This window comes from Actinomadura sp. NPDC048021 (assembly GCF_040653135.1).
Lineage (GTDB): Bacteria > Actinomycetota > Actinomycetes > Streptosporangiales > Streptosporangiaceae > Spirillospora > Spirillospora verrucosospora.
This window is the reverse complement of the sequence record NZ_JBEZJQ010000003.1, coordinates 64,139-80,255: the sequence shown is the minus strand read 5'-3', so window position 1 is coordinate 80,255 and position 16,117 is coordinate 64,139. Positions and strand designations below refer to the sequence as shown.

At 73.3% G+C, this 16,117-nt stretch carries 18 protein-coding genes; 9 read left to right on the top strand and 9 right to left on the bottom strand.

All coding sequences use genetic code 11. The annotated features are described in order from the left end of the window. Positions 1–99: 99 nt before the first annotated feature. Genes AB0C87_RS06245 through AB0C87_RS06235 form a run of 3 tightly spaced genes read left to right on the top strand, consistent with a single transcriptional unit; the run spans position 100 to position 2,924 of the window. Complete coding sequence (locus tag AB0C87_RS06245; RefSeq protein ID WP_360576719.1) at positions 100–981, top strand: SDR family NAD(P)-dependent oxidoreductase; 882 nt, start codon at positions 100–102, stop codon at positions 979–981. Continuing rightward, positions 978–1,535, top strand: coding sequence for a carboxymuconolactone decarboxylase family protein (locus AB0C87_RS06240; RefSeq protein ID WP_345178961.1), 558 nt, complete (start codon positions 978–980; stop codon positions 1,533–1,535). The genes AB0C87_RS06245 and AB0C87_RS06240 overlap by 4 nt, the downstream gene beginning before the upstream one ends. A gap of 24 nt (positions 1,536–1,559) precedes the next feature. Next, entirely contained in the window at positions 1,560–2,924 is a 1,365-nt protein-coding gene (locus AB0C87_RS06235; RefSeq protein WP_360576718.1) for an alpha/beta hydrolase family protein, read from the top strand. Here AB0C87_RS06235 and AB0C87_RS06230 read toward each other — a convergent pair. Continuing rightward, a complete protein-coding gene (locus AB0C87_RS06230) occupies positions 2,911–3,603 on the bottom strand; it encodes a TetR/AcrR family transcriptional regulator (RefSeq protein WP_360576717.1) in 693 nt (230 codons plus the stop codon). The two genes, AB0C87_RS06235 and AB0C87_RS06230, sit on opposite strands and share 14 nt — an antisense overlap. Positions 3,604–3,834: 231 nt before the next feature. Here AB0C87_RS06230 and AB0C87_RS06225 point away from each other — a divergent pair, with 231 nt between their 5' ends. After that, positions 3,835–4,521 carry a Crp/Fnr family transcriptional regulator gene (locus tag AB0C87_RS06225; protein ID WP_067483689.1) on the top strand — a complete coding sequence of 229 codons (687 nt, stop codon included), beginning with the start codon at positions 3,835–3,837 and terminating at the stop codon, positions 4,519–4,521. A 26-nt stretch (positions 4,522–4,547) separates the two neighbouring features. Here the strand turns inward: AB0C87_RS06225 and AB0C87_RS06220 are convergent, their stop codons facing one another. From AB0C87_RS06220 to AB0C87_RS06205, 4 genes are read right to left on the bottom strand one after another with little or no spacing between them, the layout of a single operon-like run. Next, positions 4,548–5,471, bottom strand: a complete 924-nt coding sequence (locus tag AB0C87_RS06220; protein ID WP_353831875.1) for an MBL fold metallo-hydrolase — start codon at positions 5,469–5,471, stop codon at positions 4,548–4,550. Positions 5,472–5,475: 4 nt separating this feature from the next. Further along, positions 5,476–6,330: an NUDIX hydrolase gene (locus tag AB0C87_RS06215; RefSeq protein ID WP_353831909.1), complete on the bottom strand. Its 855-nt coding sequence runs from the start codon at positions 6,328–6,330 to the stop codon at positions 5,476–5,478. A 48-nt stretch (positions 6,331–6,378) separates the two neighbouring features. Then, positions 6,379–6,840: a RidA family protein gene (locus AB0C87_RS06210; protein WP_345178953.1), complete on the bottom strand. Its 462-nt coding sequence runs from the start codon at positions 6,838–6,840 to the stop codon at positions 6,379–6,381. 54 nt (positions 6,841–6,894) lie between these two features. Further along, positions 6,895–7,050 (bottom strand): DUF4177 domain-containing protein, encoded by a 156-nt coding sequence (locus AB0C87_RS06205; protein WP_345178951.1) that lies wholly within the window; start codon positions 7,048–7,050, stop codon positions 6,895–6,897. A gap of 161 nt (positions 7,051–7,211) precedes the next feature. Here AB0C87_RS06205 and AB0C87_RS06200 point away from each other — a divergent pair, with 161 nt between their 5' ends. Continuing rightward, positions 7,212–8,411, top strand: a complete 1,200-nt coding sequence (locus AB0C87_RS06200; RefSeq protein ID WP_360576716.1) for an FAD-dependent monooxygenase — start codon at positions 7,212–7,214, stop codon at positions 8,409–8,411. Here the strand turns inward: AB0C87_RS06200 and AB0C87_RS06195 are convergent. Further along, a complete protein-coding gene (locus tag AB0C87_RS06195; RefSeq protein WP_345178946.1) occupies positions 8,399–8,827 on the bottom strand; it encodes a helix-turn-helix domain-containing protein in 429 nt (142 codons plus the stop codon). The genes AB0C87_RS06200 and AB0C87_RS06195 overlap by 13 nt on opposite strands. A gap of 128 nt (positions 8,828–8,955) precedes the next feature. On the opposite strand from AB0C87_RS06195, the gene AB0C87_RS06190 reads away from it, so the two are divergent. Then, positions 8,956–9,903: an NADP-dependent oxidoreductase gene (locus tag AB0C87_RS06190; protein WP_360576715.1), complete on the top strand. Its 948-nt coding sequence runs from the start codon at positions 8,956–8,958 to the stop codon at positions 9,901–9,903. Between the two features lie 15 nt (positions 9,904–9,918). Here the strand turns inward: AB0C87_RS06190 and AB0C87_RS06185 are convergent, their stop codons facing one another. Continuing rightward, on the bottom strand, positions 9,919–10,437 hold the full coding sequence (locus AB0C87_RS06185; RefSeq protein WP_360576714.1) for a MarR family transcriptional regulator: 519 nt from the start codon (positions 10,435–10,437) through the stop codon (positions 9,919–9,921). Positions 10,438–10,519: 82 nt separating this feature from the next. Here AB0C87_RS06185 and AB0C87_RS06180 point away from each other — a divergent pair, with 82 nt between their 5' ends. Continuing rightward, entirely contained in the window at positions 10,520–11,758 is a 1,239-nt protein-coding gene (locus tag AB0C87_RS06180; RefSeq protein WP_360576713.1) for an MFS transporter, read from the top strand. 10 nt (positions 11,759–11,768) lie between these two features. On the opposite strand, the gene AB0C87_RS06175 is transcribed toward AB0C87_RS06180, so the two are convergent. Continuing rightward, on the bottom strand, positions 11,769–12,815 hold the full coding sequence (locus tag AB0C87_RS06175) for a slipin family protein (protein WP_360576895.1): 1,047 nt from the start codon (positions 12,813–12,815) through the stop codon (positions 11,769–11,771). Between the two features lie 238 nt (positions 12,816–13,053). Here AB0C87_RS06175 and AB0C87_RS06170 point away from each other — a divergent pair, with 238 nt between their 5' ends. Beyond that, positions 13,054–14,049 carry an ArsA-related P-loop ATPase gene (locus AB0C87_RS06170; RefSeq protein WP_345178936.1) on the top strand — a complete coding sequence of 332 codons (996 nt, stop codon included), beginning with the start codon at positions 13,054–13,056 and terminating at the stop codon, positions 14,047–14,049. A gap of 76 nt (positions 14,050–14,125) precedes the next feature. Continuing rightward, positions 14,126–15,283 (top strand): ArsA family ATPase, encoded by a 1,158-nt coding sequence (locus AB0C87_RS06165; RefSeq protein WP_345178934.1) that lies wholly within the window; start codon positions 14,126–14,128, stop codon positions 15,281–15,283. A 350-nt stretch (positions 15,284–15,633) separates the two neighbouring features. Here the strand turns inward: AB0C87_RS06165 and AB0C87_RS06160 are convergent, their stop codons facing one another. Next, positions 15,634–15,945, bottom strand: coding sequence for a WhiB family transcriptional regulator (locus AB0C87_RS06160; RefSeq protein ID WP_185029424.1), 312 nt, complete (start codon positions 15,943–15,945; stop codon positions 15,634–15,636). Positions 15,946–16,117 lie beyond the last annotated feature (172 nt).

The following is a 16,117-nucleotide window of genomic DNA, read 5'->3' as shown; positions in this document are numbered from 1 at the left end:
GCTCACCGCAGGAGGAGACACCCGACACGCGCCCGGATTACGGGGATTTGTAGGCAATCTTAAAAAGACAGAGCTGTTCTCCAGTGTTATGGTCACCGCATGATCCTGGACTCGTCCCGCTGGACGGCGACCCTCGCCGGACGGCGCGTGCTGATCACCGGCGCGGCGCGGGGCATCGGTGCGGCGCTCGCCGCCCGGCTGCACGAGCACGGCGCGCGCGTGGCGCTCGCCGGCCTGGAGCCCGGCCTCCTCGCGGACGTCGCCGACCGGTGCGGGACGGCCCCCTGGTGGACGTGCGACGTGACCGACCGCGGCACGGTCGAGGACGTCGTCGAAAGCGCCGTCCGAGAACTGGGTGGCCTGGACGTGGTCGTCGCCAACGCGGGCGTGGCCGCGCAGATGCCGGTCATAGGCGGCGACCCCTCCGTCATGGAGCAGAGCCTGCGGGTGAACGTGCTGGGCGTCTACAACACGCTCCGCGCCACCGGACCCCACCTCAGCCACGAACGCGGCTACGCGCTGGCGGTGTCGTCCCTGGCCGCCGCCGTCAACGCGCCCCTGCTGGGCGCCTACAGCGCGTCCAAGGCCGCCGTGGAGGCGCTGGGCAACACGCTCCGGGCCGAACTGCGCCCGTGGGGCGGGAAGGCCGGCGTCGCGTACTTCGCCGAGCTCGACACCGACATGACGCGCCGCGGGTTCGGCACCGAGGCCGCGTCCGCCCTGATGGACGCGTCGCCCCGGACCGGCCTGGCCTTCGGCGTCACGCCGCTGAAGGTCGGGATCGACGCGCTGGAGCGCGGGATCGCCCGCCGGTCCAGGCGGATCGTCGCCCCCTGGTGGGTGGGCGCCGTCCTGCCGGTCCGGATGGCCGTGCAGCCGGTCGCCGACCACCTCGTCCAGCGCGGGCTGCGCGACATCCTGGAGATCGCCAGGAACGAGCGGGTGGAGCTGACGACGCCGCAGCCGGACCCCGATCGGTGACGGTCCCCCGCGCCACTCCCGGCGGCGTCCGCGAGGTGGGAGTGGTCAACTGGCTCGCCTGCCGCGCCGCGGGCCGGGCCGCCGGGACCGGGCCGCCGAACCTCCTCCTGACCCTGGCGCGCCGCCGCGGGCTGTTCCGCGGCTGGCTGTGGTTCGCCGGACGGCTCATGCCCGGCGGCACCCTCCCGCGCCGGGAGACCGAACTGGTGATCCTGCGCGTCGCCCATCTGCGCGACTGCCAGTACGAGTTCGGCCACCATGTCCGGCTCGCGCGCCGCGCGGGCGTGCGCGAGCCGGACGTGGTGCGTCTCAAGGCAGGCCCGGACGCCGACGGGTGGACGCCGCGCGAGCGGGCGGTCCTCACCGCCGTCGACCGCCTCCACGCCGAGCGGGACCTGGACGACGAGACCTGGACGCGGCTGCGCGCCCACCTCACCGAGGGCGAGTGCGTCGAGCTGACCATGCTCGCCGCCCACTACGAGATGCTCGCGACCGTGATCACCGCGCTGCGCGTCCAGCCCGACCGGCCCCGCCGCCCCGCCGGCGGCCGCTGACCGGCACGTCCGAGGAGGTCCCCCTTGCGCATCCGAGTCCTCGCGATCACCTTGACCCTCGCCGCGGCCTCCACGGGACTCGCCGTCCCCGCCCGCGCCGCCGGACGGGCCGCCGGAGGAGCGGTCCGCTTCACCGACTCCGGCGGCATCCATGTCGTGGACGTGCGGCGCGTCGACGACCGCCAGTACGCGCTGCGCGTCAGCACGGCCGCGCTGGGACGGGCCGTGGACGTGCGCGTCCTGCTGCCGACCGGCTACGACCGGCGTCCCGGCGCCCGCTTCCCCGTCCTCTACCTGTTCCACGGGACGTCCGGACGCGCCTCCGACTGGATCGAGCGCGGCGACGCCGAGAGGACCACCGCCGGACGGCCGCTGATCACCGTCATGCCGGACGGGGGCTTCGACGGCGACGGCGGCGGCTGGTACACCGACTGGGCCGACCCGCGCACCGCACTCGGGCCGTCCAGGTGGGAGACCTTCCACGTCACCCAGCTCATCCCCTGGATCGACCGGAACCTGCGCACCGTGCCCCGCCGGGAGGGCCGGGCCGTCGCCGGCCTGTCGCAGGGCGGATTCGGGGCGATGAGCTACGCCGCCCGCCACCCCGAGCTGTTCGTGTCCGCCGCCTCGTTCTCGGGCGCGCCCGACATCGCCTACGACCCCGTCGTCTCCGTCGGCGCGGCCGGAGTCGTCTCCTACGTCGCGGCCGTCGGCGACGGCGTGCACCCCGACGCGATCTTCGGCTCGCGGCTGGCCGACGCGATCAACTGGCGCGGCCACGACCCCGCGACCCTCGCGCCCAACCTGCGCGGGATGCGGCTCGCGCTCCACACCGCCGCCGGCGTCCCGGGTCCGCTCGACCCGCCCGTCCCGGACCCGGCCGCGATCGGCATCGAGGCCCTCACGCACGCCTCGACCGCCGGCTTCCACCGGCGGCTGGAGGCACTGGAGATCCCCAGCCACTACGACGACCGCCTGCTCGGCACCCACACCTTCCCGTACTGGGCCCGCGACCTGCGGCGGCACATCGGCCCGCTGACGCGGACGTTCGCCGCCCCGCCACGCCCGCCCGCGAAGATCTCCTACCGGTCGATCGACGCGGCCTGGACGCAGTGGGGCTGGACGGTCTCGCTCAAGCGGCCGGAGGCCCGGCAGTTCAGCGCGCTGACGGACGCCTCCGCGACGGGCTTCGCCCTGCGCGCCGCCGGGACCGCCACCGTCACGACCCCCGCGTCCTACCGTCCCGGCGCCCGCGTCGTCATCGACGTGGCGCGCGGGAGGACGCACAAGGTCATCAGGACCTCCGCCGGGCCCTCCGGGCGGCTCACGCTCACCCTCCCGCCCGCGCGCGGCGCCGCGACCACGCTGGTGCGGATCAGCCGTCCATGACGCCCGAGCGCAGCAGGAGCCGCACGTGCTCGATGACCGGGGCCCTGATGGCGCGCAGCGCCTCCAGGTCGCCCGCCGCCACGGCCGGGGTCACCATCGAACTCACCGCCGCCACGACGACCTCGCACGCGAACCGGCCGCTGTCGCCCGTCACACCCATGAGGTCGGCGAGGCTCGCCGCCAGGTCGCGCTGGACGCGCGTCCGCCGCCGGACGGCCTCCGGGCCCGCCGCGAACACCTCCACCAGGAACAGCCGCGCGTACGCGGGTTCGGCCGCGAGCGCCTCCAGGTAGGCGGTGAAGACGCGCTCGAACCGTTCGGCCGCGTCGGCCTCGCCGACCACGTCGGCCTCGCCCTGCGCCGTCCCCTGTCCGGCCGCGTCGCCCTCGCTCTGCATCGCCTCCTGCAACTGGAGGAACAGCAGCAGGCCCGCCTGGTCGAAGGCGGCCATGAAGCAGTCGAGCTTGGACGAGAACAGCGCGTAGAAGCTCTGCCGGGAGACCCGGGCCCGCTTCAAGACGTCCTCCACCGACGTGCCGACGTACCCTTTCTCCGCCATCGCCTGCGCCATGGCGCCGCACAGCCGGTCCCGGTGCACCCGCTCGACCTCCGCGCGCGACAGCGCGTGGCGCCCCCTAGGGAGGCGGCGCGGTGTGGGCCCGGACTCGGACGTCTGCATCCGCTCAGGTTAAGGCACGGCTGCTTCCCTGCCCGGGCCATCCCGTAACGGGCGATGAGACCGGTGTGACGGCATTCACCCGGTGGTCCGTACACTGGGCGAACGGGACCGGGGCCGCCCCCCGGGACGGATCACCCCTGGTCCCGCGTTTCGGCGCGCCGTGACCCTGCCTTCACGTACGCGGTGGGACGTACGTCACACTAGGCAAGTAGGTGTTCGAGGAGGAATAGCGTGACCGATCGCGACGTGGACGTTCTGAGCAGAGCCCCGCTCTTCGAGGCTCTCGACGAGCAGGGTGCCAAGGCGCTGCGCGCCAACGTGACCGAGGTGCGTCTCGCCCGCGGACAGACGCTGTTCAACGAGGGCGAGACCGGGGACCGGCTCTACGTCGTCCTCGAAGGAAAGATCAAGCTCACCCGGACGGCGCCGGACGGGCGCGAGAACCTGCTGAGCGTGCTCGGCCCGAGCGAGATGTTCGGCGAGCTGTCGCTGTTCGACCCGCGCCCCCGCACCGCGAGCGCCATCGCGGTCACCGAGTGCCGCCTCGCCGGGCTCGGCCACGACGACCTGCGGCCCTGGCTCACCGGCCACCCCGAGGTCGCCGTGCAGCTGCTCCGCGCGCTCGCGCAGCGGCTCCGCAAGACCAACGACGTGATGGCCGACCTGGTCTTCACCGACGTGCCCGGGCGCGTCGCCAAGGCGCTGCTCGACCTCGCGGAGCGCTTCGGCCAGCCGTCGGAGGCGGGCCTGCACGTCCACCACGACCTCACCCAGGAGGAACTGGCGCAGCTCGTCGGCGCGTCCCGCGAGACGGTCAACAAGGCCCTCGCCGACTTCGCCCAGCGCAACTGGCTGCGCATCGAGGCCCGCGCCGTCGTGATCCTCGACATCGAGCGCCTCCGCAAGCGCTCGAAGTAGGCGAGACCCGAAGCGCGCGGGAGGGGTCAGACGGCCCCGCGCTCGGCGAGGTAGTCGAGCTGGGACTGGACCGACCACTCGGCCGCGGGCCACAGCGACCGGTCCACGTCGGCGTAGACGCGCTCGACGACCTCCCGCGCCGTGCGGGCGCCCGCCGCGACGGCGGCCTCGACCTGGGCGAGGCGCTCGCGGCGGTGGTCGATGTAGTGGTCGAGGACGGCGACGGGGTCGTCCAGCTTGGGCCCGTGACCGGGGAGGATCGTCGCGGCCCCCCGGTCGGCGGAGAACCGGCGGAGCCGGTCGAGCGACCCGAGGTAGTCGCCGAGCCTCCCCTCCAGCACGGTCGTCCCGTACCCGAGGACGGTGTCGCCGGTGAGGACGGCGCCGTCGGCCGGAAGCCAGAACGTCAGCGAGTCGTCGCTGTGCCCCGGCGTCTCCAGGATCCGCAGCTCCAGACCGCCCGTGGTGACGACGTCGCCCTCCGCGAGGCCCTCGTCGCCGAGCCGGTGCCGGGGATCCAGCGCCCGCACCCCGACCCCGCCTCCCGCCATCTTCGCGAACTTCCCGGCGCCCGCCGAGTGGTCGGGATGCCCGTGCGTGAGCAGGACGAGACCGACCCGCCGCCCCTGCGCCTCCACCGTCTCCAGGACGCGCCGCAGGTGCACGGCATCCTTCGGCCCGGGGTCGACGACGACGGCCTCGGCGGCGCCGGGCTCCGCGATGATCCAGGTGTTGGTGCCGTCCAGGGTCATGGCGGACGGGTTCGGGGCGAGCACGCAGGTGGCTCGTTCGGTACCCATCCCGTCGATCTCCGTCATGTCCCCCATCCTGCCCGAGGCGCGATCGGGGTGGCGGGCCGGGTTCCAGCCGAGGCGCTCCAGCCTCCGGAGCGCGGACGTGCCCGCCAGCCGCCACAGGACGGCCTGGCTCCGCGGCACCCGGCGGGCCATCTCCTCAGCCCTGCGGGTAGTGCCGCGCGACGCCCTCGGGCAGGACGAGGTAGGCGTCGCCGTCGATGATCTCGGCGACCGGCTCCTGCACGACGATCTCGCGCCGCGCGGCGAGCACGTCGGCGACCGTGGCGAACCCGGCGAGCTCCGCCAGCGTCGCGACGGTCGGCGGCAGCATCGTCCACTCGCCGCGCGCCGCCCGCTCGGCCGCCTCCGCCGGGCTCACCCAGGCGACCTGGTCGGCCTCGGTGCTGACGTCCCTGGCCCGCTGCCCCGCCGGCATCGCGGCGACGAAGAACCGGGTGTCGTAGCGCCTGCGCTCGATCTTCGGGGTGATCCAGTGCGCCCACGGGCGCAGCAGGTCGGAGCGCAGCACGAGGCCGCGCCGGTCGAGGAACCCCCCGAACGACTGGGAGCGGTCCAGCAGCGCCTGCCGGTCGGCCTCCCAGTCGTCGCCGCGCGTGTCGTCCACGACTGTCTCCCCGGTCGGGCCGGCGAGCAGCACGAGCGTCTCCTCGAACGTCTCCCGGACCGCCGCGCAGACCAGCTCGCGGGCCAGCGTCTCGTCGGCGCCGAACGCCCGGCCCCACTCGGCGGGGGGCGGCCCGGACCACGCCAGCGCCGCCTCCCCGTCGCGCGGGTCGACCGAGCCGCCGGGGAACACGTAGGCGCCGGGCGCGAACGCCATCGACCGGACGCGGCGCAGCATGAACGCCTGGAGCCCGTGCTCGTCGTGGTCGCGCAGCACGACCACGGTCGCCGCGTCCTTGGCGGGCGCCGGCTCGGCCCGGCCTTCCAGGATGTCCTCGACCTGCCCCCGGAACGACTCGGGCAGCTTGAGTCCGTTGGTGATCCCCATGGCGAGCCATTCGGACATACCGAATGGCATTCCGTCAAGCCCGGAGGCTCACGCCACCTCGGCGATCAGCTCCACCTCGACGGGCACGTCGCGCGGCAGGACGGCGACCCCGACGGCGCTGCGCGCGTGCCGGCCCGCGTCCCCGAACACCTCGGCCAGCAGGTCGCTCGCCCCGTTGATCACCTGCGGCTGGCCGTGGAAGTCCGGCGCGCTGGCGACGAACCCGACGACCTTCACGATCCGCACGATCCGCGACAGCTCGCCGACCTCCGCCTTCAGCGCCGCGATCGCGTTCAGCGCGCAGATCCGCGCCTGGCGGGTCGCCTCCTCCGCGCTGACCTCCGCGCCCACCTTCCCGGTGACGCCCAGCTCGCCCTTGACCAGGGGGATCTGGCCCGCGGTGTAGACGAGCGACCCCGTCCGCGCCGTCGGCACGTAGGACGCGACCGGCGGGACGACCTCCGGCAGCTCGATGCCGAGCTCGCGGATCCGCTCTTCAGGCGTGCTCATCGCCATTCCTCCTCGTTGAGGTCCTTACGACGGGGCTGTTCCGGCAGGGCGCCGCTACTCGATCTCGCGCTTGAAGTAGGCGACGAGGTTCTCGGGGTTCGGCCCCGGCATGACGGTGACGAGCTCCCACCCGTCCTGGCCCCAGTTGTCGAGGATCTGCTTGGTCGCGTGCACCAGCAGCGGAACGGTCGCGTACTCCCACTTCTTCATGGCCCTCACCCTAGCGATCGCCATACCCGGACCCCGCTCGAACCCGCCCCCCGCCCCGGTGTGCTGACGGACCGGCGGGGAGGCGGTCAGCCGGTGGTGCGGGGTCGGTCAGGGCGGGTCGCGAATCTCTTGTTCGACGGCAGCGACGAACGGAGAGAACGATGAGCAAGAGCGTGCTGATCTCGGGTGCGAGCATCGCGGGCCCGTCCCTGGCCTACTGGCTGGCGCGGTACGGGTACGACGTCACCGTCGTGGAGCGGGCGGAGGCGATCCGGCCGGGCGGGCAGGCCGTCGACTTCCGCGGCGAGGTGCACCTGCGGGTGCTGGAGAAGATGGGCGTCCTGGACGAGATCCGGCGGAGGCAGACCCACGGCGGCGCGCTCGACCTGATCGACGCCGAAGGACGGACGCGGGTCGCCCTGCCCGACTCGTTCACCGGCGGGGACGTGGAGATCCACCGGGGCGACCTCGCCGAGCTCCTGTACGAGCTGACCCGGGACTCCGCCAGGTACGTCTTCGGCGACTCGATCGCGTCCATGACCGAGACGGCCGACGGCGTCCACGTCACCTTCGAGCGCGGGGCTCCGCGCACGTTCGACCTGGTCGTCGGCGCGGACGGGCTGCACTCGAACGTCCGGCGGCTCGCGTTCGGCGACGAGTCGCGGTTCGTCCGGGACTCGGGCTACCACGTCGCGATCTTCGAGGCGCCGAACCGGCTCGGCATCGGCACCGGCAAGCTCTACAGCGAAGTGGGGCGCGGGGTGTCGGTGTACCCGACCCGCGGCGGAACCGGCGCGAACGTCATGTGCGTCTTCGCCGACGACGAGCTGGAGCCGCACCGCCGCGACCAGGAGGCCCAGAAGCGGGCGCTGGCCGAGAGGTTCGCCGGCATGGGCTGGCACGCCGGCGCCCTGATGCGCGACATGTGGGAGGCCCCGTACTTCTACTGCGACTCGATCAGCATCGTCCGGATGGACGCCTGGACGAAGGGGCGGGTCGCCCTGCTCGGCGACGCCGGCTACGGCGCCACCTGCGGCGGGATGGGGACGGGCCTCGCGGTCGTGTGCGCCTACGTCCTCGCGGGCGAGCTGGCCGCCGCGGACGGCGACCACCGCGCCGCGTTCCCTGCCTACGAGGAGCGCATCAGGAAGTTCACGACGGCGTGCCAGCGGGTCGCGGGCGGGGTCGGGCCGTTCTTCGCACCGAAGAACGAGCGCGCGCTGCGCCGCCGCACGACGGTCTACCGGCTGCTGACCGCGGGCCCGTTCATCAAGCTCCTCGACAAGCTGACCACGCAGGCCGCCACGGCGATCAAGCTGAGGGAGTACCCGGAGCCGGGCCGGGCGCCTCACGCCGTGTGATCGGGGCCCCCGCCGCGCTCGGGAGTTCCGTCGTACCGCTCGCGCGACGCGTTGATCTCGTCGATGTGGCGGCCGGCCCACTCCTTGATGGAGGTGAGCAGCGGCACGATCCGTTCGCCCAGCAGGGTCAGGGTGTACTCGACCTGGACGGGCACGGACGGGGTCACGCTGCGCGCCACGAGTCCGTCTCGCTCAAGGGAGCGGAGCGTCTGCGTGAGCATCTTCGCGCTGACGCCCGGGAGCGCTCTGCTGACCTCGGCGTACCTGCGAGTGCCGCGCGCCAGCTCCGTGAGGACCAGCATGCTCCACTTGTTGCCGATGATCCCCATCAGCTGATGAGTGGGACATCCGTCCATGTAAGCCTCGAACGCCGCTTTTTCCTGCTCGCGACGCTCCGCCGCCGTCATCGTGGCCATGCCGCGGGCTCACCTCCGGGTACCGAACGCACTCCGAAGTAACTTCTTCCGGCCCGCGGCTGTTCCGGCGACAGTTGCCGGTGCGGGATCCCCCGCACACCCACCCACTTCGTACAGAAGGTTCTGCCATGCGCGCGATCATCGTGAGGACACCCGGCGGGCCCGACGCGCTGGAGCTCGCCGACGTTCCGGTTCCCGTCCCGGGGCCCGGTCAGGTGCGGATCCGGGTGGCGGCGGCAGCGGTCAACCCGGTCGACGCCGCGACCCGCTCCGGAGCGCTGGCCGACGCCGGGCTGATGCCGCCGTTCGGTTCGCGGCCCGCGGTCGGCATCGGCTGGGACGTCGCCGGCACCGTCGACGCGGTCGGGGAGGGCGTGACCCGCATCGCCGCCGGCGACGAGGTCATCGGCCTGAAGGACCGGCTCGACGTGCCGCTGGGCGCCTACGCGGACGCGATCGTCCTGGACGCGGACGCCGTCGCGCCCGCGCCGCGGTCGGTCCCGGCCGCCGAGGCGGCGACCCTCCCGCTGAACGGGCTGACCGCCCTGCAGGCCCTGGACCTCCTCGCTCTGCCGCCGGGCGCCACGCTGCTCGTCACGGGAGCCGCGGGCGCCGTCGGCGGCTACGCGGTGGAGCTGGCGGCCCACCGCGGCCTGCGCGTCGTCGCCACGGCCTCCGCGTCCGACGAGGCGCTGGTGCGCGGCTTCGGCGCGGAGATGTTCGTTCCGCGCGGCGCGCACCTGGGAGACGCCGTCCGCGCGCTCGTACCGGGCGGTGTGGACGGCGCCCTGGACGCCGCCCTCCTCTCGGTCGCGGCCCTCGACGCCGTCCGGAACGGCGGGACGTTCGCAGCGGTCAACGGCGGTCCGGCCACCCCGCTCCCGCTGCGCGGAACCACCGTCCACAACGTGTGGATACGCGCGGACGCCGCGCAGCTGGGCATGCTCGCCGCACTCACGGACAAGGGCGGCCTCACCCCCCGCGTCGCCGACACCCTCCCCCTCACCGAGGCCCCCAAGGCCCACAAACGCCTGGAAGCAGGCGCCCTACGTGGCCGCTTGGTCCTCACCCCGTAGGACCCTCCACTGGCTTTAGGCCGGAGGGCTCGTCGGGGGGTCGGCGGGGTTTTCGGCGCGGAGCATGACGCGGCGGAGGAGGTCGGAGAGAGTGCGGCGCTCGGCGGGGTCGAGGGCGGCGAGCAGGCGGGTCTCCTCGACGCCCAGGCCGTCCATCGCGTCGCGCCAGGCGGAGCGCCCGGCGGGGGTGAGCTCGACGACGACCCGGCGGCGGTCGGTCGCGGACGGGGACCGGCGGACGAAGCCGCGGCGCTCCAGCGCGTCCAGCCGGCCGGTGATCGAGTTCGGGGGCATGGCGAGGTCGGCGGCGAGGAGGGAGGGGGCCGCGGTGCCGTGCCGGCCGGCGAGCGCGTGCAGCGTGTCGAACTCGTGCCGCTGCAGGCCGGAGGCGGCGAGGAGCTCCTCCTTCATCCGCCGGATGTGCTTGACGAAGAAGATCATCCGAGTCACGGCGCCCTCGATGTCGGGATCGAGGTCGGGCACGATCGGCGCCCACCGCTCCACGTGCTCGTCGGTCCGGTCCCTGTCTCCCATGCGGGGATCGTAGTCGGTGGCTTGATTCGTTGGGGAATAATTCGTTGCCGATTAGTTCGTCAACGAACTACATTGTCCGGCCATGACCCACCCCCTGCGCGGCCGGGACTTCCGGCTGCTGTTCGCCGCCCGCGTCCTGTCCCTGACCGGGGACGCCGCCGTCCCCGCCGCGCTCGCCCTCGCCGTCCTGCGGGCCACGGGCTCCACGTCCGCGCTCGCCCTCGTGCTCGGCTGCGCGATGGTGCCGCGCCTGCTCCTGCTGCCCCTCGGCGGCGTGCTCGCCGACCGCCTCGACGCGCGGGGCGTCGCCCTCGCCACCGACCTCGCCGGCGCCGCGGCGCAGCTGTTCGCGGCCCTGGAACTCCTGAGCGGCGAGCCGCGCCTGTGGCACCTCGCCGCCGCCCAGGTGATCGGCGGCGCGGCCTCCGCCTTCCAGACGCCGACCATCTCGCCCCTGATCGCCGGCACCGTCGAGCCGTCCGGACTCCAGAAGGCCAACTCCCTGATGGGCGTCGCCAACGGCGCCACCCGCCTCGCCGGGCCCGCCCTCGCCGGCACGCTCGTGCTGACCGTCGGCCCCGGCTGGACGTTCCTGCTGGACTCGGCGTCGTTCGCCGCGAGCGCGGCGCTCCTCGCCCTGGCGCGCGTCCGGAACGTCCCCATCCCGCGACGATCGCTGCGAGCCGACCTGGCGGAGGGCTGGTCGGAGGTCCGCTCGCGCGACTGGTACTGGACGAGCCTGATCGCGCACGGCGTCTGGAACGGCACGTCCGCCGTCCTGCTCACCCTCGGCCCCGCCCTCGCCGTCGAGCGGCTCGGCGGCGAGGGGGTGTGGATCGCGACCGTCCAGGCGGGCGCCGCCGGGCTCCTCGCCGGGGCGCTGCTGGCCGCCCGCTTCCGTCCGCGCCGGCCCGTCCTCGTCGCGAACGCGGGCCTGGCCGCGCTGGCGCTGCCCCTGGCCCTGTTCGCGGCCGCCGCGCCCGCGCCCCTGCTCATCGCGGCGTACGGGCTGGCGCTCACCGGCCTCGGCGTCCTCAACCCCACCTGGGAGACCGTCGTGCAGATGTCCATCCCGCCGCAGGCGCTGGCCCGGGTGACGTCCTACGACTGGCTGCTGTCACTGGCCGCGGCGCCCCTCGGCTACACACTCGCCCCCTGGGCCGCCTCGGCCTGGGGGCCCTCCGTCCCGCTGTGGACGGCGGCCGTGCTGGTCGGCGCCGCCTGCCTGGGCACGGCGGCGGTGCCGGGCGTCCGACGCCTGACCATGCCCGAGATCGCGCCGGACGCCGCAGCCGCCTCACCCCAGCCGCAGGCTCGGTGACACCCGCGGGTCAGCTGGGCGGCCGCTCCTCCGGGGTCTCCCGCTCACCTCCGCCGATGCCGCGCCGCTGCTCCTCCTGCGGCGCGGCCACCTCGGACCGGCCGCGCTTCGGCTCGTCCAGCCCGATGACCGGCGGGACGTCCTCCGCCGACTCCAGCGTCGACGGCCGCTCGGCCGCCTTGGCCAGCTCCGCCTCGGCCCTCGCGAGCCGCTCGCCGAGGTCGAGCCTGCTCTCGCCACCGTCCGTGTCTCCGTCCCCGGAGCGTCCCGGGCCTCCGGCAGCGCGCTCGAAAAAGCGCAGGATCTCCACCGGCAGCGGCATGACCAGCGTGCTGTTCTTCTCGGCGGACACCTCCACGACCGTCTGCAGCAGGCGCAGCTGCAGAGCGGCCGGGTCCTGCGACATGATCTCCGCGGCGGCGGCGAGGCGCTTGGACGCCTGGAACTCGCCGTCCGCGGTGATGATGCGGGCGCGGCGTTCCCGCTCCGCCTCCGCCTGCCGGGCCATCGACCGCTTCATGCCCTCCGGCAGCGACACGTCCTTGATCTCGACGCGCTCGATCAGGATGCCCCACGGTCCCTCGGTGATCTCGTCGATGATCGCCCGCAGCCGCATGTTGATCTTCTCGCGCTCGCCGAGCAGCTCCTGCATGTCGGCCTGGCCGATCACCGACCGCAGCGACGTCTGCGCCACCTGCGAGATCGCGTACCCGTAGTTGTGCACGTTCACGATCGCCTTCACCGGGTCGATCACCCGGAAGTAGACGACCGCGTCGACGCGGACGCTCACGTTGTCCTGGGTGATCCCGTCCTGGCCGGGCACCCCCATCGTGATCGTCTGCCGGCTGACCTTCTGCATGCGCTCGGCGATCGGGACGATCACCGTCAGGCCGGGCGTGCGCACCGCGCCGGGCCGCATCTGCCCGTTCCGCTGGACCTGCCCGAACCGAAACACGATCCCGTGCTCGAACTGCTGCACGACGCGGACGGACGACGCCAAGACGATCAGGCCGCCGACAACGACGACGAGCAGGATGACCAGGGCTACCGCTATCATCACGGCACCTCTTTCCCATGAGGGCCCGGGCCCGGGGAGGCGCCCCCGGAGCTCCGGCGGGCGTCCGGACCCGTCAGGGTCCGGACGGAACCGTCCATCGCACGGCTCACGTTTTCAAGCTAACCGCGCGGGCAGGCCGAATGACAGCGTCGGGGCGGGGGGAACCGTGTCAGGGATCACTTGCATGAGGGCGACCGCCCTCTCAAGTGTTTGACGAGCGAACGATATGGTCGATCGGGTGAGCGCGAGAGACACCGACTGGGACGGCGTACGCCTCCATGTGGTCACCGGCAAGGGCGGCACGGGAAAGACGACCGTCGCCGCCGCCCTCGCCCTTGCCTTGGCCGCAGGCGGCCGCAAGGTTCTGCTCGTCGAGGTCGAGGGGCGCCAGGGCATCGCCCAGCTCTTCGACTGCCCGCCGCTGCCCTACGAGGAGCGCCGCGTCGCCGTCGCCCCGGACGGCGGGGACGTCCACGCGCTCGCCATCGACACCGAAGAGGCGCTCATCGAGTACCTCGAGATGTTCTACAACCTCAAGCGCGCCGGGAAGGCGATGACCAAGCTCGGCATCGTCGACTTCGTCACCACCATCGCCCCCGGCCTGCGCGACGTCATCCTCACCGGCAAGACGTCCGAGTCGGTGCGCCGCAAGAAAAAGGACGGCTCGTTCGTCTACGACGCCGTCGTGATGGACGCCCCGCCCACCGGCCGCATCACGAAGTTCCTGAACGTCAACGACGAGGTCTCCGGCCTCGCCAAGGTCGGCCCCGTCCGCAACCACGCCGACACCGTGATGAAGGTCGTCCGGAGCCCCGAGACCGCCGTGCACTTCGTCACGCTCCTGGAGGAGATGCCCGTCCAGGAGACGATGGACGGCATCCGCGACCTCACCGCGGTCGGGCTCCCCGTCGGCGGCGTGATCGTCAACATGGAGCACCAGCCCGTCCTCAGCGAGGACGACCTCGCCGTCGCCGCCGCCGGGTCCCTGGACACCGACGAGATCGTCCGCGGCGTGAAGGCCGCCGGTCTGGAGCACGACGCCGAGGCGATCGCCGCCGTCCTCGCCGGGGAGGCCGCCGACCACGCCCGCCGCACCGCCCTCCAGCGCCGCGAGAAGGAGCGCCTGGACTCGGTCGACCGGCCCCGCTACACCCTCCCCCTGCTCTCCGACGGGATGGACCTGGCCGGCCTCTACGACCTGGCCGCCGCCCTCCGCGACCAGGGCGCCGCATGACCGCGCCCGGCCGCGGCGTCTCCTGGGTGAGGCTGACCCCCCGCGCGGGCGGGGACCGACCGGCAGAGGTGAACCGATGAGCCAGACCAGCAGGACCCCACCGGTGCTCGACGTCGACGGGCTGCTCGACGACCCGCGCACGAAGATCATCGTGTGCTGCGGGTCGGGCGGGGTCGGCAAGACCACCACGGCCGCCGCGCTCGGCGTCCGCGCCGCCGAGCGGGGCCGGGACGTCGTGGTCCTCACCGTCGACCCGGCGCGCCGCCTCGCGCAGTCGATGGGCCTGTCCGAGCTCGACAACAACCCCCGCCGGATCGACATCGACGGCGACGGCGAGCTGCACGCCATGATGCTCGACATGAAGCGGACCTTCGACGAGATCGTCGAGGCGCACGCCGACCCCGACCGGGCCAAGCAGATCCTCGCCAACCCCTTCTACCAGTCGCTGTCGTCCAGCCTGTCGGGCACGCAGGAGTACATGGCGATGGAGAAGCTCGGGCAGTTGCACCGCTCCGGCGCCTGGGACCTGATCATCGTCGACACCCCGCCGTCCCGGAACGCGCTGGACTTCCTGGACGCCCCCGAGCGCATGGGCCGGTTCCTCGACGGCCGCTTCATGAAGCTCCTCGCCGCCCCGGCCAAGACCGGCGGCCGCTTCGGCGTCAAGGTGATCAGCGCCGGGTTCGGCGTGTTCACCGGCGTCATCAACAAGGTCCTCGGCGTCCAGCTGCTGCGCGACGTGCAGACGTTCGTCGCCGCCTTCGACACCATGTTCGGCGGCTTCCGGGAGCGCGCCGAGAAGACGTTCAAGCTCCTGCAGACCCCGGGCACCGCGTTCCTCGTCGTCGCCGCGCCCGAGCCCGACGCCCTGCGCGAGGCGTCCTACTTCGTCGAGCGCCTCGCCGAGGAGCGGATGCCGCTCGCCGGCCTCGTGGTCAACCGCGTCCACGAGTCCGCCGGCGACGTCCTGTCCGCGGCCCGCAGCCAGGCCGCCGCCGAGACGCTGGACGAGCGCGGCGAGCACGCGCTGACCGCCGCCCTGCTGCGCCTGCACACCGACCGCCTGCAGCTCGCGGCCCGCGAGGAGCGCCTCCGCGACCACTTCGCTTCCACGCACCCGACCGTGCCGGTCACGGCCGTCCCGGCGCAGGCGGAGGACGTCCACGACCTCGACGGCCTGCGCCAGGTGGGCGAGGACCTCGCCGGCCCCGCCGCGTCTCCCAGCGCCGCCTGACGTCGGGCGCCCCTGGCCCGTTCTCCGATTCCGAGGCTTTCACCGGCCTCGGAATCCGGCTCCTCGCGGTTCGATCCGGAACGGCGGCGGTTCGGCCTTCCCCCGCCCGGGCGGCGCCGCGCGCCGATCTCGGAGAAGCGCGCCCACCCGGATCGGCGCCACCGGAAACTGACACACGAGCCGAACCCGGACGATCGCCCTCTCCGCACTCTGATCAGCGAAAACAGCCTTTATGGGCATGCCGGTAGGCCCGTACCCACAATGGTGGTACGGGCCTACCGGCCACGCTTCATTTGGACCGTGTCGGTCCTTGGACCGCCGCCGCACGGGCCCCGGGGGCCCGGTCGAACTCAGCTCGCGACGAGTTCTTCCTCGTCGACCTCCGCCGACCGCTCGTACTCTTCCTTCGCGGTCTCCAGCAGCTCGCGCCACGAGCGCACATCCGGCCGCCGCCGCAGCAGCGCACGGCGCTCCCGCTCGGTCATCCCGCCCCACACACCGAACTCGATCCGGTTGTCGAGAGCGTCGGCGAGACACTCCGTGCGCACCGGGCAGCCGCGGCAGATGAGCTTGGCTCGGTTCTGCGCCGCACCCTGCACGAACAGAGCGTCCGGATCCGCGTTACGGCAGGCGGCGCGGGCGGTCCAATCCGTGATCCACATCTTGGCCCCACTCCCCTAGGGTCTGTGTCGATTTGCGCTCCTTGGCCGGACGGGCGCGGACGTCAGGCCGCCAAACGAAAGCCGTGGGGAAGAACTTACGGAAGCGAGGGAGGTTTCAACAGCCCCCGTTGGGCCCATTCTCGATATAGCCCACCGGGGCCATACCGCCGGA

Coding starts and splice junctions, on each gene's coding strand:
- AB0C87_RS06245 (WP_360576719.1), top strand. CDS start 100: ATGATCCTGGACTCGTCCCGCTGGACGGCGACCCTCGCCGGACGGCGC.
- AB0C87_RS06230 (WP_360576717.1), bottom strand. CDS start 3,603: ATGCAGACGTCCGAGTCCGGGCCCACACCGCGCCGCCTCCCTAGGGGG.
- AB0C87_RS06220 (WP_353831875.1), bottom strand. CDS start 5,471: ATGGCCCGCCGGGTGCCGCGGAGCCAGGCCGTCCTGTGGCGGCTGGCG.
- AB0C87_RS06215 (WP_353831909.1), bottom strand. CDS start 6,330: ATGGGGATCACCAACGGACTCAAGCTGCCCGAGTCGTTCCGGGGGCAG.
- AB0C87_RS06210 (WP_345178953.1), bottom strand. CDS start 6,840: ATGAGCACGCCTGAAGAGCGGATCCGCGAGCTCGGCATCGAGCTGCCG.
- AB0C87_RS06205 (WP_345178951.1), bottom strand. CDS start 7,050: ATGAAGAAGTGGGAGTACGCGACCGTTCCGCTGCTGGTGCACGCGACC.
- AB0C87_RS06200 (WP_360576716.1), top strand. CDS start 7,212: ATGAGCAAGAGCGTGCTGATCTCGGGTGCGAGCATCGCGGGCCCGTCC.
- AB0C87_RS06195 (WP_345178946.1), bottom strand. CDS start 8,827: ATGGCCACGATGACGGCGGCGGAGCGTCGCGAGCAGGAAAAAGCGGCG.
- AB0C87_RS06190 (WP_360576715.1), top strand. CDS start 8,956: ATGCGCGCGATCATCGTGAGGACACCCGGCGGGCCCGACGCGCTGGAG.
- AB0C87_RS06185 (WP_360576714.1), bottom strand. CDS start 10,437: ATGGGAGACAGGGACCGGACCGACGAGCACGTGGAGCGGTGGGCGCCG.
- AB0C87_RS06180 (WP_360576713.1), top strand. CDS start 10,520: ATGACCCACCCCCTGCGCGGCCGGGACTTCCGGCTGCTGTTCGCCGCC.
- AB0C87_RS06175 (WP_360576895.1), bottom strand. CDS start 12,815: ATGATAGCGGTAGCCCTGGTCATCCTGCTCGTCGTCGTTGTCGGCGGC.
- AB0C87_RS06165 (WP_345178934.1), top strand. CDS start 14,126: ATGAGCCAGACCAGCAGGACCCCACCGGTGCTCGACGTCGACGGGCTG.
- AB0C87_RS06160 (WP_185029424.1), bottom strand. CDS start 15,945: ATGTGGATCACGGATTGGACCGCCCGCGCCGCCTGCCGTAACGCGGAT.